General features: G+C 56.4%; 20 protein-coding genes and 1 tRNA gene. 15 read left to right on the top strand and 6 right to left on the bottom strand.

The genetic code is table 11. The annotated features are described in order from the left end of the window. Nucleotides 1-144: 144 nt before the first annotated feature. Nucleotides 145-1,989, top strand: coding sequence for an RNA polymerase sigma factor RpoD (rpoD, locus tag ABLU87_RS07525; protein ID WP_004105908.1), 1,845 nt, complete (start codon nt 145-147; stop codon nt 1,987-1,989). A 244-nt stretch (nt 1,990-2,233) separates the two neighbouring features. After that, complete coding sequence (locus ABLU87_RS07520; protein WP_025105906.1) at nt 2,234-2,896, top strand: TetR/AcrR family transcriptional regulator; 663 nt, start codon at nt 2,234-2,236, stop codon at nt 2,894-2,896. 69 nt (nt 2,897-2,965) lie between these two features. Here ABLU87_RS07520 and mug read toward each other — a convergent pair whose 3' ends face one another. Then, nucleotides 2,966-3,472 carry a G/U mismatch-specific DNA glycosylase gene (gene mug / locus ABLU87_RS07515; protein ID WP_009651862.1) on the bottom strand — a complete coding sequence of 169 codons (507 nt, stop codon included), beginning with the start codon at nt 3,470-3,472 and terminating at the stop codon, nt 2,966-2,968. Between the two features lie 124 nt (nt 3,473-3,596). On the opposite strand from mug, the gene ABLU87_RS07510 reads away from it, so the two are divergent. After that, nucleotides 3,597-3,672, top strand: a tRNA-Ile gene (locus tag ABLU87_RS07510). Between the two features lie 95 nt (nt 3,673-3,767). Here ABLU87_RS07510 and ABLU87_RS07505 read toward each other — a convergent pair. The 3 genes from ABLU87_RS07505 to ABLU87_RS07495 form a co-directional block, all read right to left on the bottom strand. Beyond that, a complete protein-coding gene (locus ABLU87_RS07505) occupies nt 3,768-4,091 on the bottom strand; it encodes a DUF1889 family protein (RefSeq protein ID WP_071532228.1) in 324 nt (107 codons plus the stop codon). A gap of 139 nt (nt 4,092-4,230) precedes the next feature. Then, nucleotides 4,231-6,144: a dihydroxyacetone kinase operon transcriptional regulator DhaR gene (gene dhaR / locus ABLU87_RS07500; protein ID WP_102803260.1), complete on the bottom strand. Its 1,914-nt coding sequence runs from the start codon at nt 6,142-6,144 to the stop codon at nt 4,231-4,233. Nucleotides 6,145-6,248: 104 nt separating this feature from the next. After that, on the bottom strand, nt 6,249-7,346 hold the full coding sequence (locus tag ABLU87_RS07495; protein WP_009651847.1) for a glycerol dehydrogenase: 1,098 nt from the start codon (nt 7,344-7,346) through the stop codon (nt 6,249-6,251). Between the two features lie 596 nt (nt 7,347-7,942). On the opposite strand from ABLU87_RS07495, the gene dhaK reads away from it, so the two are divergent. The 4 genes from dhaK (at nt 7,943) to ABLU87_RS07475 (ending at nt 12,803) form a co-directional block, all read left to right on the top strand. Further along, nucleotides 7,943-9,013 (top strand): dihydroxyacetone kinase subunit DhaK, encoded by a 1,071-nt coding sequence (gene dhaK / locus ABLU87_RS07490; RefSeq protein ID WP_009651831.1) that lies wholly within the window; start codon nt 7,943-7,945, stop codon nt 9,011-9,013. An 11-nt stretch (nt 9,014-9,024) separates the two neighbouring features. After that, nucleotides 9,025-9,657 carry a dihydroxyacetone kinase subunit DhaL gene (gene dhaL / locus ABLU87_RS07485; protein ID WP_064358280.1) on the top strand — a complete coding sequence of 211 codons (633 nt, stop codon included), beginning with the start codon at nt 9,025-9,027 and terminating at the stop codon, nt 9,655-9,657. Nucleotides 9,658-9,667: 10 nt separating this feature from the next. Further along, nucleotides 9,668-11,086, top strand: coding sequence for a dihydroxyacetone kinase phosphoryl donor subunit DhaM (gene dhaM / locus ABLU87_RS07480; RefSeq protein ID WP_064375095.1), 1,419 nt, complete (start codon nt 9,668-9,670; stop codon nt 11,084-11,086). Between the two features lie 67 nt (nt 11,087-11,153). Beyond that, a complete protein-coding gene (locus ABLU87_RS07475; RefSeq protein WP_046876561.1) occupies nt 11,154-12,803 on the top strand; it encodes a glycerone kinase in 1,650 nt (549 codons plus the stop codon). A gap of 232 nt (nt 12,804-13,035) precedes the next feature. Here the strand turns inward: ABLU87_RS07475 and ABLU87_RS07470 are convergent, their stop codons facing one another. After that, nucleotides 13,036-13,809: a siderophore-interacting protein gene (locus ABLU87_RS07470; RefSeq protein ID WP_025105901.1), complete on the bottom strand. Its 774-nt coding sequence runs from the start codon at nt 13,807-13,809 to the stop codon at nt 13,036-13,038. A 238-nt stretch (nt 13,810-14,047) separates the two neighbouring features. On the opposite strand from ABLU87_RS07470, the gene ABLU87_RS07465 reads away from it, so the two are divergent. Further along, nucleotides 14,048-14,602: a PadR family transcriptional regulator gene (locus ABLU87_RS07465; protein ID WP_004854392.1), complete on the top strand. Its 555-nt coding sequence runs from the start codon at nt 14,048-14,050 to the stop codon at nt 14,600-14,602. A 240-nt stretch (nt 14,603-14,842) separates the two neighbouring features. Continuing rightward, on the top strand, nt 14,843-16,222 hold the full coding sequence (ygjG, locus tag ABLU87_RS07460; RefSeq protein ID WP_004854393.1) for a putrescine aminotransferase: 1,380 nt from the start codon (nt 14,843-14,845) through the stop codon (nt 16,220-16,222). 37 nt (nt 16,223-16,259) lie between these two features. Here the strand turns inward: ygjG and ABLU87_RS07455 are convergent, their stop codons facing one another. Next, nucleotides 16,260-16,592: a tRNA-binding protein gene (locus ABLU87_RS07455; RefSeq protein ID WP_014226909.1), complete on the bottom strand. Its 333-nt coding sequence runs from the start codon at nt 16,590-16,592 to the stop codon at nt 16,260-16,262. Nucleotides 16,593-16,811: 219 nt separating this feature from the next. On the opposite strand from ABLU87_RS07455, the gene ebgR reads away from it, so the two are divergent. The 6 genes from ebgR (at nt 16,812) to ygjJ (ending at nt 26,021) form a co-directional block, all read left to right on the top strand. Continuing rightward, nucleotides 16,812-17,795, top strand: coding sequence for a transcriptional regulator EbgR (ebgR, locus tag ABLU87_RS07450; RefSeq protein ID WP_032720237.1), 984 nt, complete (start codon nt 16,812-16,814; stop codon nt 17,793-17,795). Between the two features lie 393 nt (nt 17,796-18,188). Then, nucleotides 18,189-21,281 carry a beta-galactosidase subunit alpha gene (gene ebgA / locus ABLU87_RS07445; RefSeq protein WP_122116839.1) on the top strand — a complete coding sequence of 1,031 codons (3,093 nt, stop codon included), beginning with the start codon at nt 18,189-18,191 and terminating at the stop codon, nt 21,279-21,281. Further along, nucleotides 21,278-21,727: a beta-galactosidase subunit beta gene (locus ABLU87_RS07440; RefSeq protein WP_122116838.1), complete on the top strand. Its 450-nt coding sequence runs from the start codon at nt 21,278-21,280 to the stop codon at nt 21,725-21,727. Before ebgA ends, ABLU87_RS07440 begins: the two co-directional genes overlap by 4 nt. Before the next feature lie 93 nt (nt 21,728-21,820). Beyond that, nucleotides 21,821-23,254, top strand: a complete 1,434-nt coding sequence (locus ABLU87_RS07435; RefSeq protein WP_014226913.1) for an amino acid permease — start codon at nt 21,821-21,823, stop codon at nt 23,252-23,254. Nucleotides 23,255-23,482: 228 nt separating this feature from the next. Continuing rightward, the gene (locus ABLU87_RS07430) at nt 23,483-24,916 is read left to right on the top strand and encodes an amino acid permease (RefSeq protein WP_004854403.1); all 1,434 of its coding nucleotides are present in this window, start codon (nt 23,483-23,485) and stop codon (nt 24,914-24,916) included. 46 nt (nt 24,917-24,962) lie between these two features. Next, the gene (ygjJ, locus tag ABLU87_RS07425; protein ID WP_064404288.1) at nt 24,963-26,021 is read left to right on the top strand and encodes a protein YgjJ; all 1,059 of its coding nucleotides are present in this window, start codon (nt 24,963-24,965) and stop codon (nt 26,019-26,021) included. Nucleotides 26,022-26,032: the final 11 nt, after the last annotated feature.

The following is a 26,032-nucleotide window of genomic DNA, read 5'->3' as shown; positions in this document are numbered from 1 at the left end:
ACGGCTTAAGTGCCGAATATCGTTCGGGAAGACCCCGACAGCCGCTCGAGGCGCAGCGGCAATAATATAAGTACGCCCTCGCTTTAAATGTTGGCAGTTCGCCTGCTTACACCAATCAAACGAATTAAGTGTGGATACCGTCTTATGGAGCAAAACCCGCAGTCACAGCTGAAGCTTCTTGTCCAACGTGGTAAGGAGCAAGGCTATCTGACCTATGCCGAGGTCAATGACCATCTGCCGGAAGATATCGTCGACTCCGACCAGATCGAAGACATCATCCAAATGATCAACGACATGGGCATTCAGGTGATGGAAGAAGCACCGGATGCCGATGATCTTTTGCTTGCTGAAACGAACAACAATACTGACGAAGATGCGGAAGAAGCTGCGGCGCAGGTTCTCTCCAGCGTTGAGTCTGAAATCGGACGCACAACCGACCCGGTGCGCATGTACATGCGTGAAATGGGTACCGTCGAACTGCTGACGCGCGAAGGCGAAATCGACATCGCTAAACGTATCGAAGACGGCATTAACCAGGTTCAGTGCTCGGTGGCTGAATACCCTGAAGCGATCACCTATCTGCTGGAGCAGTACGATCGCGTTGAAGCGGAAGAAGCGCGTCTGTCCGATCTGATCACCGGTTTTGTCGACCCGAACGCCGAAGAAGATATGGCGCCAACGGCGACGCACGTCGGTTCTGAACTCTCTCAGGAAGAGATGGATGACGACGAAGACGAAGATGAAGAAGAAGACGACGACAGCAGCGATGACGACAACAGCATCGACCCCGAGCTGGCGCGCGAGAAATTCGCCGAGCTGCGTACGCAGTACGAACTGACCCGCGACACCATCAAAGCGAAAGGTCGTAGCCACGCCGCAGCGCAGGAAGAGATCCTCAAGCTGTCCGAAGTGTTCAAACAGTTCCGTCTGGTACCGAAGCAGTTCGATTACCTGGTTAACAGCATGCGTATCATGATGGATCGCGTTCGTACTCAAGAACGTATCATCATGAAGCTGTGCGTTGAGCAGTGCAAAATGCCGAAGAAAAACTTCATCACTCTGTTCACCGGCAACGAAACCAGCGAAACCTGGTTCAATGCGGCCATCGCCATGAACAAGCCGTGGTCAGAGAAGCTGCTTGACGTGAAAGAAGACGTTCAGCGCGGCCTGATGAAACTGCAGCAGATTGAACAAGAGACCGGCCTGACCATCGAGCAGGTAAAAGATATCAACCGTCGTATGTCCATCGGTGAAGCGAAAGCGCGCCGTGCGAAGAAAGAGATGGTTGAAGCGAACCTGCGTCTGGTTATCTCGATCGCCAAGAAATACACCAACCGCGGTCTGCAGTTCCTCGATCTGATCCAGGAAGGCAACATCGGTCTGATGAAGGCGGTTGATAAGTTTGAATACCGCCGCGGCTACAAGTTCTCCACCTACGCAACCTGGTGGATCCGTCAGGCGATCACCCGCTCTATCGCAGACCAGGCGCGCACCATCCGTATTCCGGTGCATATGATTGAGACTATCAACAAGCTCAACCGTATTTCCCGCCAGATGCTGCAGGAGATGGGTCGCGAGCCGACGCCGGAAGAACTGGCAGAACGCATGCTGATGCCGGAAGACAAAATTCGTAAGGTGCTGAAAATCGCCAAAGAGCCTATCTCCATGGAAACGCCGATTGGCGACGATGAAGATTCGCATCTGGGAGATTTTATCGAGGATAACACCCTCGAGCTGCCGCTGGACTCTGCCACCACCGAGAGCCTGCGCGCCGCCACCCACGACGTTCTGGCTGGCCTGACCGCCCGTGAAGCGAAAGTCCTGCGTATGCGCTTTGGTATCGACATGAATACCGATCACACGCTGGAAGAAGTGGGTAAACAGTTTGACGTAACCCGCGAACGTATTCGTCAGATCGAAGCGAAGGCGCTGCGTAAACTGCGCCATCCGAGCCGTTCTGAAGTGCTGCGTAGCTTCCTCGACGATTAATTATCGCCGCGTCCCCTGAAAAGCCAGTCACATGACTGGCTTTTTTTATGTCTAAGCAGAAACTATTTATTTAATAAATATTAAAACCCCAATATAAAACCCATCAATATATATCCAGGTCTTATTCTTATTATTTATTTATGTGCCATTAAACCGCTGGACTCATAGTTTTACAATTGTACTATTGGTTGGTTGATGGGGCGTATTTACGCCTAAAACCGCAGGCAAATCATAGGGAAATGAAATGAATAGCAAGCGTAAAATTCAGCTGGCTGATTTTAATAGAACGGTTATTTTAACCACCGCTAATACATTATTTCTAAGCCGTGGAATAGAAAGTACCACCATGGATGAGATCGCACATGAAGCCGGTTTTAGTAAAACCACGCTTTATACCTATTTCGACAATAAAAAGGATATTCTGGATCATCTTATCCTGGAGGTAATGGCGCGTTTCTATCAGGAGCTCATACCAATCGCCAATCGGCAAAATTCATTTCGCGAATTTTATCGCGAGCTGTGCCATGCGCTGATGGCTCTCCACGAAACAAGCCTTGCCTACTTTTCCGCGATAGCCGGGAAGATCGCCTGTTCTGAAAAAATCACTAAAAACAATAAGGCGTTGAAAAATATCGCAATGACTGGAGAACAGATCCACCAGATTATCGCAAAGCGAATCACAGACGCCGCCGAAAAAAAAGAGATTGGATTAAATGCTCCCGTCGCAGACGTCATGATGCTGTTCTGGCTCTGCCTGACCGGGCTAGTGGAAAAGTCCTCGTACAGAGAAGAATGTCTTTTACGTCACCTTGAGAAAGACCGTAAAACCTTTCTCGACTTCGCTTTTGACGCCCTCTTATTCATGATAGAAAAAGGGAATATTAGCGATTGCGAAAAAGCTGACTAAAGCCGCAGGCTTAAGCCAGCCGCCGATGACCGGGGTGAAAGCCGTAACCCCATTGTCGTCGGAAATGCATTAAAGCCCTCGCGTGGCCAGCGCCTCGTCAAGCTCCCGGTAGGCCTCCACCAGTTTATCCAGCGTCGCCCGGTTGAGGCCGCTGGGATTCGGCAGCACCCACACTTCCGTCGCCCCAATGGTCACCTGCTGCTTGCCCCATTTTACGCCGCGCACCTGAAACGCTTTCTCGAAGGCCTGTTTACCCAGGATCGCCAGCGCGCGCGGCTGATACTCTTCCATTTTTCTGACCAGTTCACGACCACCGTCGCGGAGCTCCAGCAGCTCAACCTCGCTGGCCTGCACCGTCGGGCGTTCGACTAGCATCGTGATCCCGCAGCGGGTATCCAGCAGCTGGAGTTCCTCCTCGGGTTTCAGAAGACGGTCGGTAAAGCCGGCCTGGTGAATCACTTTCCAGAAGCGATTGCCCGGATGGGCGAAATGAAAACCGGTATGGGCGGAAGACTTCCCCGGATTGATACCGCAAAAGACCACCCGCAGGTCCGGCGCCAGAATATCGTTAATCATGTTTTCCCCAGCTCAATGCCTAAAAGGTAATTATAAAGGATTGAAAATGCGTTGTTTATAAAAACAGCAGGCGTGATTTTTAGGCTGGATTGCGGGGAACAGTTACTTTATAATCCCTCGCCACGGCCCCTTAGCTCAGTGGTTAGAGCAGGCGACTCATAATCGCTTGGTCGCTGGTTCAAGTCCAGCAGGGGCCACCAGATACAGCAAGGGCTGACGAAAAATCGTCGGCCCTTTTGCATTGTGCGGCCCCCTCGGGGCGCCGCAGCTTAACGTGAGGTTCGCGACAGGCGGCTTACACCAGCGCCTGCAGCTGTTCGCGCATATAGACGGTGAAGAATTCCGGGTTTTTAATGACGATCCGGTTACCGGAGGCAATTTTTTCCGCCCAGCCGGCCACTTTTTCCGTGAACCCGGCATCCCATCCCTCCTTTTCACCCCGGGCCATGACGTCGGCAGGATTTGCCGGTACGCCTAGTTCATGCAAATACTTCAAAATTCCCTTAGCGGTACTTTCATCCATAGTATTCGGCACCGACAACGATGTGTTCATACCACCAATAAAATCCAGGGCTTTATCGATTGCTGTTGGCATACTCTTATCCTTAAAATTAACCACGTAATGAACATGATGACACTATGGACCCATCTTCGCCGGGATATCAAAGAGATCGTTGCCTTTCTTTGATTCAGACCGCAGCTAAACGCTTGCGTGGTGCTTTTCTGCTCGACTATTCCGTACTACTCCCCACAGGAAACTACTCCATACGTCCGCGCTTAAACTGGCCGGCATCGATATCGTACTGTTTCATTTTTCGCCACAGCGTGGTGCGGCCAATATTCAGCAGCTGCGCCATCTCCTGCACACGCCCGCTGGTCACGCGGGCGGCATGGATAATCGCTTCTTTCTCAATGGCGCTAAAGGTCAGGCTGGCGGGCAGCAGCGAGGAGCCCGCGTCGGCGCCGGGCCGCTCGGCAAACAGATATTCCGGCAAATTACTCAGCCGGATATGGCCGTTATCGCTGCTAATGGCGATATTTTCAATCACGCTGTTCAGCTCAAAATCGTTGCCCGGCCAGGAGTAGGCCACCAGCTGCGCCAGCGCATCTTCATCCATTTTCAGCCGCGAGGAAAAGCGCTTTTCCAGGCTCTTAAGGCGATTGTGCACCAGCGAAGGAATACTGTTACGCCGTGCGCGCAGCGGTGGGATAACGATTTCAAAGGAGTGCAGCGCGTAGTAAAGCTGGCGGCTAAAGCGGTTTTGCTCCACCAGATTGGCCAGATCGACGGTGGTGGTGGCGATCACTTTAACGTCTACCGGAATCAAGCGGCGGGCATCCAGACGGGTTAAAACCCCCTGCTTGATCACCTGCAGCAGCGCGGACTGCAGCTCCGGCGCCAGGTATTCGATTTTTTCCAGAAACAGCGTCCCGCCGTTGGCAAGCTCAAGACGGCTAAGGCGGCCGTTTTCATCGTCCGTCGGCGCGCTGCCCATAAAATCCTGGCCCAGGACGCTGTCGGCATACAGCTGACAGTTGACCGCGATATACGGCCCGCCGCCCCGCTCGCTCTCATTGTGAATCGCCTGGCTGAGCAGCTCCTTACCCACTCCCTCTTCACCGCACAGCAGCACCGGAAAAGTGCCGCGCGCCGCCTGGCGGCCAAAGTGAATCAGCCGCCGGGTTTCCGGGTCGTCCGCCGACATCTGTTCAAAGGTATGGCTCACTTTGCCAAGCTGGCTGGTCATCAGCTGGCGCATCTGCTCGACGGGATGCAGCAGCAGAATGAAACTGTTGCCCTGCTCTTCAACGATTGGCTTGAGCGTAATGACGGCGTCGACAAACTGATGCTGGCTTTCGAAGGTGACCTCCACATGGTTCAGCCCGCGCGCGTGCTTAATGGCCCGACGCAGCAGGGCCGGCAGCGTCACCAGCTCATTGATATTTTTCCCCTGGCTGGCCTGGGCATCAAGATGCAGCAGCGTCGCCGCCTGCACGTTAAGAAACTGCAAAATCCCCTGCTCGTTCCACGCCATCACCCCGTCATCCATGCTCTCCAGCAGACCGTACATCTGGTTAAGATGGCGATTCGACTCGGCCAGCAGGCTATCAGTGAGCAGCGAGTTGCCGACTTCCCGGGCGATAGCCAGGGTCAGGGAGAGGTCAGACGAAGCCTGTTCTTCCGTCAGGCAGCACAGGGAAATGGAACCGAACAGACGCCCGTGGTTATCAAACACCGGCGTGGAGCTAAACGACCATCCGTGCAGCGCATGTTTAAAATGCTCCTCGCCCGTCGTTTTGACCGGCTGCCCGAGCATGGAGGCCAGCGAAAGCGCGCAGCTGCCGATAATGCTTTCCGCACAGTAGCTGCCGTCACGAAATCCCAGCGCCGCCAGCTGGTCGAGGGTCTGCGGATCGCCGCAGCGGCTAAGAATACAGGCGGACTCATCGAGGATGAACAGCGCGCAGGGGCGGTTATCCATAAACTCCCAGGCATCCTCCAGCGCCGCCTGACCAATCGTCAACAGCGCGGTCTTGCGCCGGCAAATCGATTCAAACGTCAGCCCCTGCGCCTGATGCGGCGTCTGCCAGGTTTCCCGCTGCATAAACTTGCTGCAGCGATGCCACGACTGGGTTATCACCAAAGGAAAGCTCTGAGTCTGCGCAGTCATATCCCTATCCGCTGTTTCATAAACGACAACCCCTCCGGCGGCTACCGCCAGAGGGGGAGAAAACGTCTCATCGCTTAAATGAGACGGGGCAGGTCGACGCTAAATTAGCGCGCCAGCCACTGCTGTCCGAGCAGGTCGGCGGTCAGAATCGCCGCATGCACGCTCTGCGCGCTGACCGGGAACGGCATGTTATGAATGGTTTCACCTTCCGCGCAGGTCGCTTTGGCGACTGCCTGAATTTTCTCATCGATGCCCTCTTTAACGCCCATTTGCGCCAGCGTAACCGGCAGCCCGACGGTATGGCAGAAGTTCAGCACCGTTTCGATCTCTTCCATCGGGCTATTTTGCAGCACCAGCTGCGCCAGGGTACCAAACGCCACTTTCTCACCATGGTACAGATGGTGGCACTCTTCGAGGATGGTGAAACCGTTGTGAATGGCGTGCGCGGCGGCCAGACCGCTACTTTCAAAGCCGATACCGCTGAGGTAGGTATTCGCTTCAACGATGCGTTCCAGCGCATCGGTCACCACGCCGGCCTGGGCGGCGAGGCGGGCTTTTTCGCCTTCCGCCAGCAGCGTATCATAGCACAGGCGCGCCAGGCTCAGCGCCGCTGCCGTCGACTGACCGCCCGCCATGCTGGTGGCTCTGGCGTCATAGCAGGCCCTGGCTTCAAACCAGGTTGAAAGCGCATCCCCCATCCCGGCCACCAGCAGGCGCACCGGCGCTTTAGCGATAATCGCCGTATCCATCACCACCATGTCCGGGTTTTTCGGGTAGATCAGATACTCTTCAAACTCGCCGGCTTCGGTGTAGATAACTGACAGCGCGCTGGTTGGCGCATCGGTGGAGGCGATCGTCGGGATCACCACCACCGGTAGCTTCTGGTAGTAGCCAATGGCTTTCGCCGTATCGAGCGTCTTGCCGCCGCCGATGCCCACCACGCCGCGGCAGCCGTGCTGTTTCAGAATGGCGATCAGGCGATTGATCTCAACGTGGCTGCATTCGCCGTTGAAGCGCTCCGCATGGCAGCTGATGTTGTGGCTGTGCAAACCTTCCAGCACTTTCTCTCCCGCCAGCTTCATCACGAAGTCATCGGCAATCACGAAAAAGCTGTCCGCCAGGTTTTTGGCGTATTGCCCAAACAGCGTGGATGCATCTGGTCCCTGGAGATATTTGGCTGGAGATTGAATAACTTTTAGCATTCCGTTCACCCTCAAATAAGTGCATGTTTTGACATGATGAGCCCCGGTGTTTCTCCGTCCGGCCTTACATCAAAGGCGGGGACGAAAGCGCTACCTGAGCGATGCCATCACTGTAGGGCGAGCCGCGGGCAAAAAAATCTTTCCCCTTTTTGTCCCGATATGAAACAGGACATAAATTATATTGTTTCATATTGAAACATGAATTCATGTGAAACGATGGGATTGCGATCTCGATCCGCCCCTTTGGCGCAAAAGAAGGTCACCAACCGGACGATCGTCGACGTTTTTCACCACCACGGGCGGCAAGAAGGGGCAAAATTATTTCTCTGAGCGGGCTTTCCACGCTGATGAAGCGAGGTGAAAGAGGCGCCTTACTTCGCATTTTTCCCTTTCCTTGCGCAAAAATGTTTCATTAAGGAACAAAAATTAATAATTACGTTTCGTAATGAAACTCATTTTATGGCGATTTTTTTTCCCGCCAACTCAGCCAGAATCAATACATCGCCCGATATCGCATATCGTCAGGCGGTACCCCTACACGATGATCGCCTCCGTCAGCAGAGAGGCCGCATCGAAACTCCGACGGAGCATAAACAATGAAAAAACTGATTAACCGTGTCGAAGATGTCCTGAGTGAACAACTGGCTGGCCTTGCAAAAGCCCACCCTGAACTGACGCTGCACCAGGATCCGGTCTACGTCACCCGCGCCGATGCGCCGGTGGCCGGGAAAGTGGCGCTGCTCTCCGGCGGCGGCAGCGGCCACGAGCCGATGCACTGCGGCTATATTGGCCAGGGCATGCTTTCCGGGGCCTGCCCGGGAGAAATTTTCACCTCCCCGACGCCGGATAAAATGTTTGAGTGCGCCATGACCATCGACGGCGGCGAAGGCGTGCTGCTGATTATCAAAAACTACACCGGCGATATTCTTAACTTCGAAACCGCCACCGAGCTGCTGCACGAAAGCGGCGTCAAGGTTACCACCGTGGTAGTCGATGACGACGTGGCGGTGAAAGACAGCCTCTATACCGCCGGGCGGCGCGGCGTGGCGAATACCGTGCTGATTGAAAAACTGGTGGGCGCGGCCGCCGAACGCGGCGACTCGCTGGAAGCCTGCGCCGAACTGGGGCGCAAGCTCAACAACCTGGGCCACTCTATCGGCATCGCGCTCGGCGCCTGCACCGTTCCGGCCGCCGGGCAACCCTCATTCGAACTGCAGGACGATGAGATGGAGTTCGGCGTCGGCATTCACGGCGAACCGGGCATCGACCGCCGCCGCTTCACCTCTCTCGATCGCACCGTTGACGAAATGTTCGATACCCTGCTGGAAAACGGCGCCTATAGCCGCACGCTGCGCCACTGGGACAACGTGAAAGGCGCGTGGCAGGAGGTAACGCAGACCAAGCAGGCGCTGCAAAAAGGCGATCGGGTTATCGCGCTGGTCAACAACCTCGGCGCCACGCCGCTGTCCGAACTCTACGGCGTCTATAACCGTCTGACGCAGCGCTGCGAGGAGGCCGGTATCGTTATCGCGCGCAACCTTATCGGCAGCTACTGTACCTCTCTGGATATGGTGGGCTTTTCCATCACCCTGCTAAAGGCCGATGAAGAGACGCTGGCATTATGGGACGCCCCGGTCCACACCCCGGCGCTGAACTGGGGCAAATAAGGAGCAACGACATGTCATTAAGCAGAACGCAAATCGTAGACTGGCTCTATCGCTGCGGCGATATCTTCACCAAAGAGAGCGATTTTTTGACCGGTCTGGACCGGGAAATCGGCGATGCCGACCACGGCCTGAATATGCATCGTGGTTTTAGCAAGGTGGTGGAAAAGCTGCCGTCGATTGCCGATAAAGACATTGGTTTTATTCTTAAAAATACCGGTATGACGCTGCTCTCCAACGTCGGCGGGGCCAGCGGCCCGCTGTTCGGCACCTTCTTTATTCGCGCCGCTCAGGTGACCCAGGCCCACCAGAGCCTGACCCTGGAGGAGCTCTATCAGGCCTTTCGCGAAGGCGCGGAAGGGGTGGTGAATCGCGGCAAAGCCGAGCCGGGCGATAAAACCATGTGCGACGTCTGGCTGCCGGTGGTGGAATCGTTGCGCCAGTCCAGCGAACAGCACCTGTCGATACCAGGCGCCCTTGATGCTGCCTGCGAACAGGCGCAAGCCGCCGTCCACGCCACGATCGCCATGCAGGCTCGCAAAGGGCGGGCCAGCTACCTGGGCGAACGCAGCATCGGGCACCAGGATCCGGGCGCGACCTCGGTGATGTTGATGGTTCAGATGCTGGCCGCAGCGGCCAAAGAGTAAGGAAAACGCGATGGTAAACCTGGTTATTGTTTCTCATAGCGCCCGTCTGGGCGAAGGTGTCGGAGAACTGGCCCGGCAGATGTTAATGAACGATGGCTGTAAGCTGGCGATCGCCGCCGGAATTGACGATCCCGCCAGTCCGATCGGCACCGATCCCATTAAGGTTATGGAAGCCATCGAGTCCGTCGCCGACGCCGATCATATCCTGGTGATGATGGATATCGGCAGCGCCCTGCTGAGCGCCGAAACCGCGCTGGATCTCCTCGATCCGGCCATTGCGGCGAAGGTTCGCCTGTGCGCGGCGCCGCTGGTGGAAGGGACTCTGGCGGCGACGGTGAGCGCCGCCGCCGGAGCCGGCATCGACAAGGTGATCGAAGACGCCATGAACGCGCTGGAGGCAAAACGCGTACAGCTGGGGTTACCATCGCAACCGCAACACGCTTCGCTGGCCGCCGCGCCGGTCGACGACCGCGACGCGCGCTCGGTTTCCGTGGTGATTCAAAACCACAACGGCCTGCACGTTCGTCCGGCGTCAAAGCTGGTCGCCGCGCTGGCGGGATTCAATGCCGACCTGGTGCTGGAGAAAGGGGGTAAATGCGTCACGCCGGACAGCCTCAACCAAATCGCCCTGCTTCAGGTGCGCCGGAACGATACCTTAAGGCTGCTTGCCCGCGGCCCGGACGCCGACGCCGCGCTGGCGGCGTTCCAGGCGCTGGCGGCGGAGAACTTCGGCGAGCCAACCGAGGCGGCGCCCGCGCGTCGGCCCGCCAGCGCCGACCGCGTTGAGGGTAAGGTCGTGCTTTATCCCCAGCCGCAGGACAGGATCTCGCGGGAAACGAGCGCCGCCATCGGCCAGCAGCAGCTGCGGCTGAAACGGGCCATCGACCGGACGCTGGAAGACCTTAGCGCGCTGACGACTCTGGCAGAGGCGACGTTTTCCGCCGACATCGCGGCGATCTTCTCCGGGCATCATACCCTGCTCGATGACCCTGATTTATACGCAGCGGCGTGCGACATCATACGCGACGAGCAGTGCAGCGCGGCGTGGGCCTGGCAACAGGTGCTGAGCGATTTAAGCCAACAATATCGCCATCTCGACGATGCTTACCTGCAGGCGCGCTATATTGATATTGAAGATATTTTGCACCGCACGCTGCGTCACCTTAACGAGCGCGATGAAGCGCTGCCGCAGTTTAGCGCGCCTTCGATCCTCGTTGCCGACGATATCTTCCCTTCAACCGTCCTGCAGCTTAACGCAGAGCAGGTGAAGGGGATCTGCCTGCAGGCCGGCAGCGAGCTCTCTCACGGCGCCATTATCGCCCGCCAGGCGGGTATCGCGATGCTGTGCCAGCAGAGCGGTGCCCTGACGCTGCAAGATGGCGAGAACGTCATCCTTGATATTCCCGGCAAACGCGTGATTCGCGGCTAACCTGCCCTAACCTTTCCGCCCCGGAGGCTGTCCCCTCCGGGAACTCGCTTAACTTTCAGGATCCGTTATGTCTCAATTCTTTTTTAATCAGCGCGCCAACCTCGTCAACGAAGTGATTGAAGGGACCATTATCGCCAGCCCGTGGAATAACCTGGCGCGGCTGGAGAGCGATCCCGCCATTCGCGTGGTGGTGCGTCGCGATCTCGACAAAAACAACGTGGCGGTAATCTCCGGCGGCGGTTCCGGTCACGAACCGGCCCACGCGGGCTTTGTCGGTAAAGGCATGCTGACCGCCGCCGTCTGCGGCGATCTGTTTGCCTCGCCGAGCGTCGATGCGGTGCTGACCGCCATCCAGGCCGTGACCGGCGATGCCGGATGCCTGCTGATCGTCAAGAACTACACCGGCGATCGTCTGAACTTCGGCCTCGCCGCGGAGAAAGCGCGCCGTATGGGCTATAACGTCGAAATGCTGATCGTCGGCGATGATATTTCGCTGCCGGATAACAAACATCCGCGCGGTATTGCCGGGACGATTCTGGTGCATAAAGTGGCCGGCTACTTCGCCGAACGCGGCCACAATCTGGCAACCGTGCTGCGCGAGGCGCAGTATGCCGCCAGACACACCTTCAGCCTCGGTCTGGCCCTTTCCAGCTGTCATCTGCCGCAGGATGCGGAAACGACTCCGCGCCATCATCCGGATCAGGCCGAGCTGGGGATGGGGATCCACGGCGAACCGGGCGCTTCGGTTATCGCCACGCAGAACAGCGCGGAAATCGTTACGCTGATGGTAGAGAAGCTCAGCGCCGCCCTGCCGGAAACCGGCCGCCTGGCGGTGATGATCAATAATCTCGGCGGCGTGTCGATTGCCGAAATGGCGATTTTGACCCGCGAGCTGGCCAATACTCCGCTGCATCAGCGTATCGACTGGCTGATAGGCCCGGCGTCGCTGGTCACCGCGCTGGATATGAAAGGTTTCTCCCTCACCGCCATCGTGCTGGAAGAGAGCATTGAGAAGGCGCTGCTTTCCGCGGTAGAAACCGCCGGCTGGCAGACGCCGGTACAGCCGCGCGCGGTCAGCGTGATGCCATCATCGCTGCGCAGTACGCGGGTGGAGTTTGCGCCTTCGGAGAACAGCGAAGTTGCGGGCTACGTGGAACGTGTGACCGGCACGCTGTGCGGGCTGGAAGCAGACCTTAACGCGCTGGATGCGAAAGTCGGCGACGGCGATACCGGCTCCACCTTCGCCGCCGGCGCGCACGACATCGCCGACTTACTTCAGCGTCGTCAGCTGCCGCTGGCTAACCTCGCCACGCTGTTTGCCCTGATTGGCGAGCGTCTGACGGTTGTGATGGGCGGCTCCAGCGGCGTGCTGATGTCGATTTTCTTTACCGCCGCCGGGCAGAAGCTGGAACAGGGGGCAAGCGTCGCCGAAGCATTAAACGCCGGTCTGGCGCAGATGAAGTTTTACGGCGGTGCGGATGAAGGCGACCGGACCATGATTGACGCCCTGCAGCCGGCGCTAACGGCGCTGCTGGCCGAACCGGATAACCTGCAGGCGGCTTTCGCCGCGGCGCAGGCGGGCGCGGATCGTACGCTTCACGCCAGCAAAGCGGGCGCCGGGCGCGCATCGTATCTGAACAGCGATAGCCTGCGCGGCAATATGGACCCCGGCGCCCACGCGGTGGCCATGGTATTTAAAGCGCTGGCGCAGAAATAGTCCCCCCTGCTCGCGCTGCGCTTAGCAGGGCTACAGTTTCACCACCGTCTACGGGCCGGTCACCCGGACAGATGCGCAGCATCGCCTCCGGGAAATTCTGCCACTCTGCGCTCTGCTCCCGGGGGCGGCGCTTAACGCGCCTTGCCCGGGCTACGGGTTAACCGCCGTCTACGGGCCGGTAGGGCCAGTAGCCCGGGTAAGGCGCCAGCCGCAACCCGGGGTTTCTCCGCGCTTATTTGCTGTGCCAGTAGGCCTGCGAACGCACCAGCTGCGGATCAATCCCCGGGCCTTCAAAGCGCGCCAGCAGCGATTTCACCACCGCGCCTTCCCCGGTCAGCCAGATAAAATAGTCCTCAGCCGGCACCGCTATTCGCGCCAGGCGCTCGGCCACGGCAGAGGAGTGATGTCCCACCACCCACTCGATATGAAAACCATCGAGATCGGCCAGGTAATCTTGATAAGACTCATCGCCAATGGTGACGAGCGCCGTGACCTGCGGGCGCGTCGGAAGCTGCTGCAATCCCAGCAGACGGCGGCGCAGCGCGGGCATGCCTGACTCATCGGTCACATACAGCTGCCAGGCGTAATCTTCCGGCACCACCAGCGAACCGCGCGGCCCGCCGACCACCAGCTTATCGCCCGTTTTCGCCGCCAGCGCCCAGCTGCTGGCAATACCGCCATCGTGAATAAAAAAGTCGTACGCCAGCTCATGACGCCCGGCGTCGTACAGCGGCGTATAGTCGCGGGTCGCCGGACGCACGCCATCGCCCCAGTTAATGCCTTCATCCGTCACCTCCGGCGGCGTGAACGCAGCGCCCGCGGCCGGGAAAAAGAGCTTGGTGTGGTCGTCAAAACCCTGGGAAACAAAGCCTTCCAGCGCCTCTCCGCCCAGCACGACACGCTGGAATGCGCTGCCGATACGCTCGACGCGCAATACGGTTAACTCACGGAAGCGCAGTTCATTACGTACGCGCTGCGGGTATTTGGGGTGCCTGGTCGTTGTCATCTTTCATCGCCTTCGTGAACGGAATAGATATATCTAAAAATCTTACAAATGATAATGATTGCCATTAAAAAAGAATGCAAGCGTTTTTTGATATAGTCATAGAAAAACGCCACAAAAGCCAAAATCAAAAATTAAAACGTTAAATATCAATTAAATAAAAAATACATTCACTACTTTGTTGCTACTTTATTATTTTTAGATATAAATTAGATATATCAAATAATCACAGGAGAAAAACATGAGACACCATCACGAAGAAGGCCGTGGCCCACGCGGACGCCACGGGGAACATAGCGAACACGGCGAGCACGGTCGCAGAGGCGGCGGACGCCGGCAGCGCTTCTTTGGTCACGGCGAGCTGCGCCTGGTGATTCTGGACATCCTCACCCGCAATGCCAGCCACGGTTACGAACTGATTAAAGAGATCGAAACCCTGACCCAGGGCAACTACAGCCCGAGCCCCGGCGTCATCTACCCGACGCTCGATTTACTTCAGGATCAGGGATTAATCAGCGTGGCTGACGAAAACGGCCGCAAAAAAATCGCCATTACCGCCGAAGGCAGTCAGCTGCACGCGGAGAACCTGGAGCAGTTGGAGCATATTCAGACCAGGCTGCAGGCGCGCATGGTGGGCTGTGAACTGCGTAAAAATCCGCAGATGAAGCGCGCGCTGGAGAATTTTAAGGCGGTACTGGATTTAAGGGTTAACCAGCAGGAAATAACCGAAGCTCAGCTAAAGCAGATCGTCGGCGTCATTGACCGCGCGGCAATGGAAATCTCCCAGCTCGACTAGCCCTCTGCCCCATCGCCGGGCAGCCTGCACCGCCGCGAAGCACGCGGCGGGACCCCTTCTGCGCATGGTTTCACGCCTTCAGGAGTAAAACATGCCAATAATTTCGCGATAAGATTAAATTTTGCTCAACCGCAATTTCACGTTGCGTTTATCCCGATTTTCCTGGCCCGCGCCGAAGTGGCGTAATCCCTGCAATACTTAATTCAGTATCATGTGATACGCCCCGCCCAGGAGCATATTTTGAACAGGTTACCTTCCAGCGCATCGGCTCTGGCCTGCAGCGCACACGCACTGAATCTCATTGAGAAGCGAACGCTCGATCATGAGGAGATGAAATCACTTAACCAGGAGGTCAGGGAATACTTTAAAGAGCATGTGAACCCGGGGTTTTTAGCGTATCGAAAATCGGTCACTGCTGGCGGGGATTACGGAGCCGTAGAGTGGCAAGCGGGAGGGTTAAATACGCTTGTCGACACTCAGGGACAGGAGTTTATCGACTGCCTGGGTGGGTTTGGGATTTTTAATGTAGGGCACCGTAATCCAGTTGTCGTTTCCGCCGTCGAAAATCAGCTCGCTAAACAACCCCTTCATAGTCAGGAGCTGCTGGACCCGCTGCGGGCCATGCTGGCTAAAACCCTGGCGGCCTTAACGCCGGGCAAACTGAAATACAGCTTCTTTAGCAACAGCGGTACCGAATCGGTCGAAGCGGCGTTAAAGCTGGCGAAGGCTTATCAGTCTCCGCGCGGCAAGTTTACCTTCGTCGCCACCAGCGGCGCGTTTCACGGTAAGTCGCTGGGCGCGCTTTCGGCCACCGCGAAATCGACTTTCCGTAAGCCTTTTATGCCGCTGCTGCCGGGATTCCGTCACGTGCCTTTTGGCGATATCAACGCGATGCGCACGCTGCTGAGCGAGTGCAAAAAGACCGGCGATGACGTCGCGGCGGTGATCCTTGAGCCTATTCAGGGCGAAGGCGGGGTGATTCTGCCGCCGCCGGGCTATCTGCCCGCGGTGCGCAAGCTGTGCGACGAGTTTGGCGCGCTGCTGATCCTCGATGAAGTGCAAACCGGCATGGGGCGCACCGGCAAGATGTTCGCCTGCGAGCATGAAAACGTCCAGCCGGACATTCTGTGCCTTGCCAAAGCGCTGGGCGGCGGCGTCATGCCGATTGGCGCAACGGTCGCCACCGAAGAGGTATTCTCGGTGCTGTTCGATAACCCGTTCCTGCATACCACCACGTTCGGCGGCAACCCGCTGGCCTGCGCGGCGGCGCTGGCGACCATCAACGTGCTGCTGACGCAAAACCTGCCCGCGCAGGCGGAGCAGAAAGGCGACATGCTGCTGGACGGCTTCCGCCAGCTGGCCCGCGAATATCCGGATCTGGTGAATGACGTGCGCGGCAAAGGTATGCTGATGGCCATTGAGTTTGTCGATAACGAAATCGGCTATGACTTTGCCAGCGAGATGTTCCGCCAGCGCGTACTGGTGGCAGGAACGCTCAACAACGCAAGAACGATCCGCATTGAACCGCCGCTGACGCTGACCCCTGAGCAGTGTGAACAGGTGCTAAAAGCGGCCCGCCTGGCGCTGGCGGCGCTGCGGGTTTCGGTGGAAGAGGCGTAGTGACCTGCCCTCTCCCTAACAGGGAGAGGGCATTGCGTTATACCACCCGCACGCCAGCAGGCATCGCCCTTTCCGGCGTAAGCAGTACGCTTTCGCTGCCATCGTCGGTTTCGGCGCAAAGCAGCATGCACTCCGAGGTTTCACCGCGCATTTTGGCTTTCGCCAGATTACACAGGACCACGACCGTTTTTCCCAGCAGTTCTTCTTCGCTGTAGTACGGCACGAGGCTGGTTACCGTCTGCAGCGTGCGATCGCCAACATCAATCCGGGCAATATAGAGCTTGTCGGCATTCTCATGTCGTTTTATCGCCACAATTTTTCCCGTACGCATTTCCAGTCTGGCAAAATCAGCATAAAGCACCGTTTCCATCTTGCACCCCTCAAGTAAAATTTTAGTAAAAGATAACAAATGTCGGCGAGGTTTCCGCATAATAGTGCGAAGAATGTTAGATTCATCACTCTTTTGCGCGGTGGAAACGCTGCGGCGGGGATGAATAATACGGCGGAAATTTACTGAAAAGAGATGCAGCTGCCCGCGCTTGCTTTACAATGGTTTGCGTCGATGGGGCAACGTCAGATAAGGAAAACAATGGCCACACTAAAAGATATCGCGACCGAAGCAGGCGTTTCACTGGCGACGGTTTCCCGCGTTTTAAACGACGACCCCACTCTGAACGTGAAAGAAGAGACAAAACATCGCATTCTTGAGGTGGCGGAAAAGCTGGAATATAAAAGTACCAGCTCGCGTAAGGCTCAGGTTCACACCGTCGGCCACCACCATATTCTGGCCATCTACAGCTACCAGCAGGATCTGGAAATCAACGATCCTTACTATCTGGCAATCCGCCACGGCATCGAAACGCAATGCGAAAAGCTCGGTATCGAGTTGACCAACTGCTACTTTAACAACGCGCTACCCGAGCTGAAAAAAGTGACCGGCGTTCTGATTGTCGGCCAGCCTTCGCGGGCGATTCGCGACGCCGCCACGGCGTTAACCGACAACGTCTGCTTTATTGATTTCCATGAACCCGGCAGCAGCTATGACGCCGTCGACATCGATCTGGTGCGCATCGCCAAAGAAGTTATCGACTTTTTTATCGCCCAGGGCGCGCGGCGCATCGGCTTTATTGGTGGCCAGGATGAGCCGGGTAAAGCCGACATCCGCGAAGTGGCCTTCGTCGAATATGGCCGCCTGAAGGGAGTGGTTTCGGAAGAAGATATCTGGCGCGGCGGGTTTTCCAGCTCCTCCGGCTATGAGCTGGCAAAAACGATGCTGGCAAAGGCGGATTTCCCCACCGCGCTGTTCGTCGCGTCAGACTCTATCGCCATCGGCGTGCTGCGCGCCATTCATGAACGCGGTCTCTCGATCCCGGAAGATATTTCGCTCATTAGCGTTAACGATATCCCCACCGCGCGTTTTACCTTTCCGCCGCTCTCCACGGTGCGCATTCATTCAGAAATGATGGGCAGCCAGGGCGTCAACCTGCTGGTTGAGAAAGCCCGCGATGGCCGCGCGCTGCCGCTAAACGTCTTTGTCCCCAGCGTGCTGAAGCTGCGCGGCACCACCCGCTAATCCCGTTTCTGACGCTAAATCCTCTGCGCCCGGCTCCCCAGGGCGGCGCTTGACGCGCCTTGCCCGGGCTACGGGTTCACCGCCGTCTGCAAAACAAGCCCGGACAGATGCGCCAGCATCGCCTCCGGGAAACTCCACCTCTCTGCGCTCTGCTCCCGGGGGCGGCGCTTATCGCGCCTTGCCCGGGCTACGGATTCACCGCCGCCTGCCAAACGGTAGCCCGAACAGATGCGCAGCATCGCCTTCGGGAATGTCCCCTTCCCGACGCCAACCTCAGGCGCCCGGTCACACTCATTTTGTGATCGAGTTAAAGTAAATCGCTCCCGGCGGTTTTATTTAGTAAAAGTTTTACTAAAATAAACTCCATCCGTTTAGTCCGTTCAGGGAGGCGATATGAATCGCTGGGAAAATCTTCAACTCACTCATGAAAACCGGCTGCCTCCGCGCGCCTATTTCTTCTCTTACGATTCGCAGGCCCAGGCGCGAACCTTCGCCCGTGAAACCAGCAGCCGCTTTTTGTCCCTTAGCGGACAGTGGAACTTCTGCTTTTTTAACAACCCGCTGCAGGTGCCGGAAGCGTTCACTTCGCAATACATGAGCGACTGGGGGCCGATTACCGTACCGGGAATGTGGCAGATGGAAGGCCACGGCCAGCTACAGTACACCGACGAGGGCTTTCCTTTCCCGATTGACGTTCCCTACGTGCCGACCGACAACCCTACCGGCGCCTATCAGCGCATCTTCACCCTCAGCGAGGGCTGGCAGGGCCAGCAGACCCTGATTAAATTTGATGGCGTCGAAACCTATTTTGAAGTGTACGTTAACGGTCAGTACATCGGTTTCAGCAAAGGCAGCCGCCTGACGGCGGAGTTTGATATTAGTCACGCGGTAAAAACCGGCGACAACCTGCTTTGCGTGCGCGTCATGCAGTGGGCGGACTCCACCTATATAGAAGATCAGGATATGTGGTGGTCGGCGGGTATCTTCCGCGACGTGTATCTGATGGGCAAAAACCCGCTTCACGTCCAGGACTTCACTCTGCGCACCGATTTTAACGATGACTATGTCGACGCCACGCTCTCCTGCCAGCTGGTGCTGGAAAATCTCGCCGCGCAGCCGGACGCAGCGACGCTGGAATACGCGCTGTTCGACGGCGAAAAGGTGCTGTATGAAGGCGCAACGCCGCGCCTGAGCGTCAGCCAGCTGCTGAACGTCGACTTTGCGATCGACGTGAAGGCGCCGCAGCAGTGGTCGGCGGAAAATCCCTGGCTCTATCACCTGGTGATGACGCTGAAAAACGCCGCCGGGGAGATTATCGAAGTTATCCCGCAGCGCGTCGGTTTTCGCGATATCAAAGTGCGCAACGGCCTGTTCTATATCAATAACCGCTACGTGATGCTCCACGGCGTTAACCGTCACGACAACGACCATCTGAAGGGCCGCGCCGTAGGGATGGATCGCGTTGAGAAAGATCTGCTGCTGATGAAGCAGCACAATATCAACTCGGTTCGTACCGCCCACTACCCCAATGACCCGCGTTTCTATGAGATGTGCGACATTTACGGCCTGTTCGTGATGGCGGAAACCGATGTCGAATCCCACGGCTTCGCCAACGTCGGCAACCTTAGCGCCATCACCGATGACCCGGCATGGGAGCATATTTACGTTGAGCGGATCGTGCGCCACGTCCACGCGCAGAAAAACCATCCGTCGATCGTCATCTGGTCGCTGGGCAACGAGTCCGGCTACGGCTGCAACATTCGCGCGATGTATCACGCCGTTAAGGCGATCGATGATACCCGGCTGGTGCATTACGAAGAGGATCGCGACGCGGAGGTGGTAGATATCATCTCCACCATGTATACCCGCGTGCCGCTGATGAACGAATTTGGGGAATATCCGCATGCCAAGCCGCGGATTATCTGCGAATACGCCCATGCGATGGGCAACGGTCCCGGCGGACTGAGCGAATACCAGAACGTGTTCTATCAGCATGACAGTATTCAGGGCCACTACGTATGGGAGTGGTGCGATCACGGAATCCAGGCCACCGACGACAGCGGCGCGGTATGGTACAAATTCGGCGGCGACTACGGCGACTATCCCAATAACTACAACTTCTGCCTCGACGGGCTGATTTTCTCCGACCAGACGCCTGGACCCGGGCTCAGAGAGTACAAGCAGGTTATCGCCCCGGTAAAAGTTCAGGCGACGGACATCGCCCGCGGCGAACTGCGCATCGATAATAAGCTCTGGTTCTCGACGCTGGATGACTACACCCTGCGCGTGGAAGTGCGCGCCGAAGGGACTACGCTTGCCAGCCAGCAGCTTAAGGTACGCGATCTTGCGCCAAACAGCGGCCGCGATATCACTATCGACCTGCCGGAGCTGGACGATCGCGAAACCTTCGTCAACATCATGGTAACCAAAGATTCCCGTACGCCGTACAGCGAGGCCAACCATCCGATCGCCGTTTACCAGTTCCGGCTAAAAGAACAGACGGCAACGAAATCGCCGCTGATAAATGCCAGCGCAACCCCGCTACGGATAGTTGATGAACGACTGAGCTACAGCATCACCGGGCATAACTTCCGCGTGGTCTTCTCTAAAATCAGCGGCAAACTGAGCGAATGGCAGGTGAACGGCGTAGACCAGGTGACCCGTGAGCCGAAGATTAACTTCTTCAAGCCGATGATTGATAACCACAAGCAGGAATACGAGGGGCTGTGGCAACCCAATCATCTGCAAATCATGCAGGAGCATCTGCGCGAATTCAGCGCCGAGCAGCGCGGCGATACGGTGATTATCACCGCCCGCAGCATCATCGCGCCGCCGGTTTTCGATTTCGGCATGCGCTGCACCTATCGCTGGCAGATTACCCCGCAGGGCCATATTAACGTTGAGCTTGCGGGCGAACGTTACGGCGACTATCCGCACATCGTGCCGTGCATCGGTTTTATGCTGGGCATTAACGGCCAGTTTGAACAGGTGGATTACTACGGTCGCGGTCCCGGCGAAAACTACGCCGACAGCCAGCAGAGCAACATCATTGACCTCTGGCGCACCACCGTGGACGACATGTTCGTGAACTATCCGTTCCCGCAGAACAACGGCAACCGCCAGCACGTCCGCTGGGCCGCGTTTACCGACCGTCACGGCAGCGGTCTGATGGTGGTCCCGCGCGATCCGCTCAACATCAGCGCCTGGCACTATACGGCGGAGAATCTGCACGCCGCGCAGCACTGTAACGAACTGCGTCGCAGCGATGACATCACCCTGAATATCGACGCCCAACTGCTCGGCCTGGGCTCTAACTCCTGGGGGAGCGAGGTGCTGGATAGCTGGCGGGTGTGGCTCAAACCGTTCAACTATGGCTTTACGCTGCTGCCGCTGGAAGGCGGGAGCGCTTCCTCGCAGACGCTGGCGAATCATAGCTTTGGCGCCGGTTTCTTTTCCTCCGATTCACACAGCGAGGCTGAAAAATGAGAATTCTCGATAACTTAGAACAGTTTAAGCAAATTTATCACAGTGGGCGTAAATGGCAGCGCTGCGTAGAAGCGATTAATAACATCGACAATATTCGGCCCGGGGTGGCCCACTCTATCGGCGATTCGCTCTCCTATCGCGTGGCAAGCGACAGCACCACGGATGCGCTGTTCGTTGGCAACCGCCGCTATTTCGAGGTGCATTACTACCTTCAGGGTCAGCAAAAAATTGAGTTTGCCGCCAAAGAGCAGCTGCAGACCGTAGCCTGCTATCGCGATGAAACCGACCGTGAATATTTGAAAGGCATTGGTGAAACCGTGCAGGTTCACGAAGGACAAATGGTGATTTGCGACACCCATGAAGCCTATCGCTTTATCTGCGACTCGCCGGTCAAAAAGGTGGTGCTCAGAGTAACTATCGAAGACGGCTACTTCATGAATAAGTAAGCCCGCGTGAAGCAAGATGAGGCCAGCGGATCGACTCGCTGGCCTTCCCGGCCCTAACCCTCAATGCGGGCCAGATAATTTTTCGGAGGACTTATGTCCGAATCAGTTCGTGCCAAAATAGGTAAATTCGCCCTGCTGTCGATGGCGTTTGCCGCCGTATTTAACGTACGAAATATTGTTAATAACAACATCGAGTTAGGGCTCAGCTCCGCCCCTATCTTTCTGTTTGCGACGGTGGTCTATTTTATTCCGTTTGTGTTTATCATCGCCGAATTCGTGTCAGCGAATAAGAATTCCGAATCAGGTATGTACGCCTGGCTGAAGCAGCCTTTAGGTACCCGCGCGGCCTATCTCGGCTCGTTCCTGTACTGGTTTGTGAACCTGTTCTTTTTCCTGTCGCTGCTGCCGAACGTGGTGGCCTACGCCTCGTACGCCATTATGGGTTACGCCATTCCTTTCTCGCCGATGGTCACGTCGCTAATCTCTATCGTCCTGTTCGCCATGGCCACCCACATTTCCACTAAAGGTGCGACCTGGCTGGGGAAAATCTCCGAATGCGTGGCGTATGGCGTCTTCGCGCTCTTTGCGATTTACGTGGTCGGCGCTTTTACCGCGCTGGGCGCGGGCCATGTCCCCGCGCAGCCGATTACGCTGCACGCCATGGCGCCTACCATCAACTGGGCGACGCTGGGGATCATGTGCTGGATTTTCCAGGCGGCAGGCGGGGCTGAAACCGTCGCCGCGTACCTGAACGACACCAAAGGTGGGCAGAAATCGTTTATTAAAGTCATCATCACCGCCGGGATCCTGATTGGCGGCATGTACGCGCTGGGCTCTTTGCTGGTCAACGTCTTTGTGGCACGTGAAGATCTGACCTATGCGGCCGGCATGGTGGAAATCTTCACCGGCCTCGGCGCCTATTTCCATATTTCAGAAGCGCTGATGGGCCGCTTCGTCGGCATCATTCTGTTTATCGCCATTTTCGGCAGCATGATGATGTGGACCGCCGCACCGGTAAAAATTCACTTCTCTGAAATTCCTGCCGGCATCTATGGCAAAAAAACCACCGAGCTGAACGTCCACGGCGTGCCGGTGCGCGCCGCCTGGTGGCAATTTGTCTTCGTCTTTCTGATGCTCATCGTGAACGGTTTCGGCTCCGCCAGCGTTCAGCAAATGATGAACACCGCTATCAACCTGACCGCGGGTACCGCGATGCTACCGCCGCTGTTTATCATGGCCGCCTACTTTGTTTTCCGCTGGAAACACGACGACACGCCGCGCGACTTCCGCATGGGGTCACGAAAGGTTGGGATGGCCGTGGTGTCGATGCTGATGGTGATTTTCCTGGTCAGCATGACCGCCTCGGCTTTCCCACCGGGGGTCGATCTGGTGAATGCCTTCTTCATTAACGTCTTTATGACCGCAGTCTTCTCCGGACTCGCGTGGTGGTGGATAACCCGCTTTGAGAAAAAACAGCGCAAGAGCCAACCATCGGTGCTGAAATCAGCGGTAAATCCGGTGAAATAAGCGACCGTTCCTCCCGCCAGCGTTAAATCGCCCGGCGGGATTTTTTTACCCGCCAGCCGGGATCTTGCGCTCAACCATTTTCGTGATCGAGTTAAAGCAATTCATTTTTACCGCTTTTATTTACTAAAATTTTTACTAAAATTAACCGCAATACTTAACTACCTCTACCCTACAAACAACACAATCCCCTTCGGCCATGCTCTGAAGGACAATGTGTGGAGATGTGTTATGTCTGATATCAAACGTAATACCATCGGCAAGTTCGGCCTGCTGTCGCTCACCTTCGCCGCCGTCTTCAGTTTTAACAACGTGATCAATAACAATATTGAGCTGGGGCTGGCGTCGGCACCGATGTTCTTCCTCGCGACTCTGCTCTACTTCGTTCCTTTCTGCCTGATCATCGCGGAATTCGTTTCGCTGAATAAAAACTCCGAAGCGGGGGTTTATGCGTGGGTAAAAAGCTCCCTCGGCGGGCGCTGGGCCTTTATTACCGCCTACACCTACTGGTTCGTGAATCTGTTTTTTTTCACCTCGCTGCTGCCGAGAGTCATCGCGTATGCCTCCTACGCCTTCCTCGGCTACGAGTACATTCTGACGCCCGTGGCCACCACGATGTTGAGCATGGCGCTGTTCGCCCTGTCGACCTGGGTGTCCACCAACGGCGCAAAAATGCTGGGTCCTATTACCTCGGTGACCTCGTCGTTAATGCTGCTGCTGACGCTCTCCTACATTCTGCTTTCCGGCAGCGCGCTGGTGGGCGGTATTCAGCCAGCGGATCCGATTACCGTGGATGCAATGATCCCGAACTTTAACTGGGCGTTCCTCGGCATCACCACCTGGATCTTTATGGCGGCCGGCGGCGCGGAGTCCGTCGCGGTGTACGTCAATGACGTGAAAGGCGGATCGAAATCATTCGTTAAGGTCATTATCCTCGCCGGGATCGTGATTGGCGTGCTGTACTCCATTTCTTCGGTGCTGATTAACGTGTTTATCAGCAGTAAAGAGCTGAAATATACCGGCGGATCGGTACAGGTCTTCCACGGCATGGCGGTCTGGTTTGGCCTGCCGGAAATCGTGGTCAACCGTTTTGTCGGCCTGGTCTCCTTTACCGCCATGTTTGGTTCGTTATTAATGTGGACCGCGACGCCGGTCAAAATCTTTTTCTCCGAAATCCCGGCCGGCATATTTGGTAAAAAAACCGTCGAGCTCAATCAAAACGGCGTACCGGCGCGCGCGGCGTGGATCCAGTTCCTGATTGTGATTCCGCTGATGATTATCCCGATGATGGGCTCCAGTACCGTGCAGGATTTAATGAACACCATCATCAATATGACCGCCGCCGCCTCGATGCTGCCGCCGCTGTTTATCATGCTGGCGTATCTCAACCTGCGCCGCAGGCTCGATCATCTGCCGCGCGATTTTAAAATGGGCTCACGCACCACCGGCATTACGGTGGTCTCGATGCTGATTGTTATTTTCGCTATCGGCTTCGTCGCCTCCACCTTTCCCACCGGCGGCAATATTCTGACCATTATTTTCTATAACGTCGGCGGCATTGTTATCTTCCTCGGATTTGCGTGGTGGAAATACAGCAAATACGTGAAGGGATTAACGGTAGAAGAAAAAAGAATTGAAGCGGCGCCGGCTTCCGACGCGTCATAAGCCATTTTCCCTAAAATAATAAATTACAATATCTCTTAATAATGCGATGAAAAAGAATAACTTGATTTACGGGGCGCTTGCCGCCCTGGCCTTCTGCACACCTGCCGTAGCGGCTGATGTTGCTCACCCGGCGGAACATGATGATATGAAAACGCCTCAACTGAGCGCCACTTCCTATCGTTTTTACGGTGAACTGGGGGTCGGCGGATATATGGATTTAGAAGGCGAGGATAAACATAAATATAGCGATGGCACCTATATTGAAGGCGGGCTGGAAATAAAGCACGGCAGCTGGTTTGGCTTAATTTATGGCGAAGGCTGGACGGTCCAGGCCGATCGTCAGGGGAATGCCTGGGTACCGGATCACGGCTGGGGCGGATTCGAAGGTGGAATAAACCGCCTCTACGGCGGATATAAAACCGATAGCAGCACCGAGATTATGCTCAGCCTGCGCCAGGATTCATCGCTCGACGATCTGCAGTGGTGGGGCGATTTCACACCCGACCTCGGCTACGTGATCCCCAATACGCGCGATATTATGTACGCGCTCAAGGTGCAGAACCTGGCGGGAGATTTTCGCTACAGCGTGACCGCCACGCCCGCCGGGCACCACGATGAAAGCAAAGCGTGGCTCCATTTCGGCAAATACGACCGCTACGACGATAAATATACCTACCCGGCGATGATCAACGGCTACGTCCAGTACGATATTGCCGAAAAGGTCACCTGGATGAACGGTCTTGAGCTGACCGACGGTACCGGTCAGCTCTTGTTAACCGGTATTCTCACCCCCAACCTCGCCGCCCGCGCCTGGCACCATACCGGGCGCGCCAGGGGGCAAAACGTGCCGGGAACGGAGACCGGCTTTATGGCCAGCGCCATGTATGAAGCGCTCAAGGGCGTGTATCTCTCTACCGCCTATAGCTACGCCAAACACCGCCCGGATCGCGCCGCCGAGGAAACCACCTCGTTTATGCAGTTCGGCATCTGGTACGAATACGGCGGCGGACGGTTCGCGACCGCCGCGGACAGCCGCTTCTACATGAAAAATGCCTCCGGAGACCCGAGCGACCAGGTTTTCCTGATGCAATATTTCTATTGGTAAAAGGAATACAG

The organism is Klebsiella sp. CB_Kp196 (assembly GCF_040061575.1).
Classification (GTDB): Bacteria; Pseudomonadota; Gammaproteobacteria; order Enterobacterales; family Enterobacteriaceae; genus Klebsiella; species Klebsiella michiganensis.
The sequence above is the reverse complement of the archived record's forward strand: the minus strand, read 5'-3'. Positions and strand labels throughout refer to the sequence as shown.

What these genes read in the sequence shown, in the direction of transcription:
- rpoD (WP_004105908.1), top strand. Translation starts at nt 145, where the DNA reads ATGGAGCAAAACCCGCAGTCACAGCTGAAGCTTCTTGTCCAACGTGGT.
- ABLU87_RS07520 (WP_025105906.1), top strand. Translation starts at nt 2,234, where the DNA reads ATGAATAGCAAGCGTAAAATTCAGCTGGCTGATTTTAATAGAACGGTT.
- mug (WP_009651862.1), bottom strand. Translation starts at nt 3,472, where the DNA reads ATGATTAACGATATTCTGGCGCCGGACCTGCGGGTGGTCTTTTGCGGT.
- dhaR (WP_102803260.1), bottom strand. Translation starts at nt 6,144, where the DNA reads ATGACTGCGCAGACTCAGAGCTTTCCTTTGGTGATAACCCAGTCGTGG.
- ABLU87_RS07495 (WP_009651847.1), bottom strand. Translation starts at nt 7,346, where the DNA reads ATGCTAAAAGTTATTCAATCTCCAGCCAAATATCTCCAGGGACCAGAT.
- dhaK (WP_009651831.1), top strand. Translation starts at nt 7,943, where the DNA reads ATGAAAAAACTGATTAACCGTGTCGAAGATGTCCTGAGTGAACAACTG.
- dhaL (WP_064358280.1), top strand. Translation starts at nt 9,025, where the DNA reads ATGTCATTAAGCAGAACGCAAATCGTAGACTGGCTCTATCGCTGCGGC.
- dhaM (WP_064375095.1), top strand. Translation starts at nt 9,668, where the DNA reads ATGGTAAACCTGGTTATTGTTTCTCATAGCGCCCGTCTGGGCGAAGGT.
- ABLU87_RS07475 (WP_046876561.1), top strand. Translation starts at nt 11,154, where the DNA reads ATGTCTCAATTCTTTTTTAATCAGCGCGCCAACCTCGTCAACGAAGTG.
- ABLU87_RS07470 (WP_025105901.1), bottom strand. Translation starts at nt 13,809, where the DNA reads ATGACAACGACCAGGCACCCCAAATACCCGCAGCGCGTACGTAATGAA.
- ABLU87_RS07465 (WP_004854392.1), top strand. Translation starts at nt 14,048, where the DNA reads ATGAGACACCATCACGAAGAAGGCCGTGGCCCACGCGGACGCCACGGG.
- ABLU87_RS07455 (WP_014226909.1), bottom strand. Translation starts at nt 16,592, where the DNA reads ATGGAAACGGTGCTTTATGCTGATTTTGCCAGACTGGAAATGCGTACG.
- ebgR (WP_032720237.1), top strand. Translation starts at nt 16,812, where the DNA reads ATGGCCACACTAAAAGATATCGCGACCGAAGCAGGCGTTTCACTGGCG.
- ebgA (WP_122116839.1), top strand. Translation starts at nt 18,189, where the DNA reads ATGAATCGCTGGGAAAATCTTCAACTCACTCATGAAAACCGGCTGCCT.
- ABLU87_RS07440 (WP_122116838.1), top strand. Translation starts at nt 21,278, where the DNA reads ATGAGAATTCTCGATAACTTAGAACAGTTTAAGCAAATTTATCACAGT.
- ABLU87_RS07435 (WP_014226913.1), top strand. Translation starts at nt 21,821, where the DNA reads ATGTCCGAATCAGTTCGTGCCAAAATAGGTAAATTCGCCCTGCTGTCG.
- ABLU87_RS07430 (WP_004854403.1), top strand. Translation starts at nt 23,483, where the DNA reads ATGTCTGATATCAAACGTAATACCATCGGCAAGTTCGGCCTGCTGTCG.
- ygjJ (WP_064404288.1), top strand. Translation starts at nt 24,963, where the DNA reads ATGAAAAAGAATAACTTGATTTACGGGGCGCTTGCCGCCCTGGCCTTC.